Source organism: Pseudomonas frederiksbergensis, from assembly GCF_003732665.1.
Lineage (GTDB): Bacteria > Pseudomonadota > Gammaproteobacteria > Pseudomonadales > Pseudomonadaceae > Aquipseudomonas > Aquipseudomonas frederiksbergensis_G.
This window is the reverse complement of the sequence record NZ_MOBP01000102.1, coordinates 1-293: the sequence shown is the minus strand read 5'-3', so window position 1 is coordinate 293 and position 293 is coordinate 1. Positions and strand designations below refer to the sequence as shown.

Annotated in this window: 1 protein-coding gene; it reads right to left on the bottom strand. The window is 60.1% G+C overall.

Annotation, left to right across the window (positions count from 1 at the left end; all coding sequences use genetic code 11):
• Window positions 1-293: AraC family transcriptional regulator ligand-binding domain-containing protein (locus BK665_RS33330; RefSeq protein WP_148053281.1), on the bottom strand; the 293-nt coding region annotated here is incomplete at both ends.

Sequence of the window (293 nt, the reverse complement as noted above, 5' to 3'; positions counted from 1 at the left end):
GCAACTGAGTGACTCGTTCACGCAGGCTGCGGGTGCGTGTCAGCTGTTCCAGTTCCCGCTCACACAATTGCAGCAAGTGCTTCCAGGTGCTCGGGCAGTGTTGCGGGTTGCGTTGGGCGAGGCTGGCCAGGCTCAGGCGCAGTTGATTGTGTTCGGCGCCGAACTGAATCGGGCCATCGAACACGTTGTAGGCCTCTCTATACGGCGGCTCTTCGAATTCGATCTCGATGCGTTCGGCGCGCAGCGGGGCAAGGTTCACGCTGGATAATTGTTGCAGCCAGCCGGCAATGATC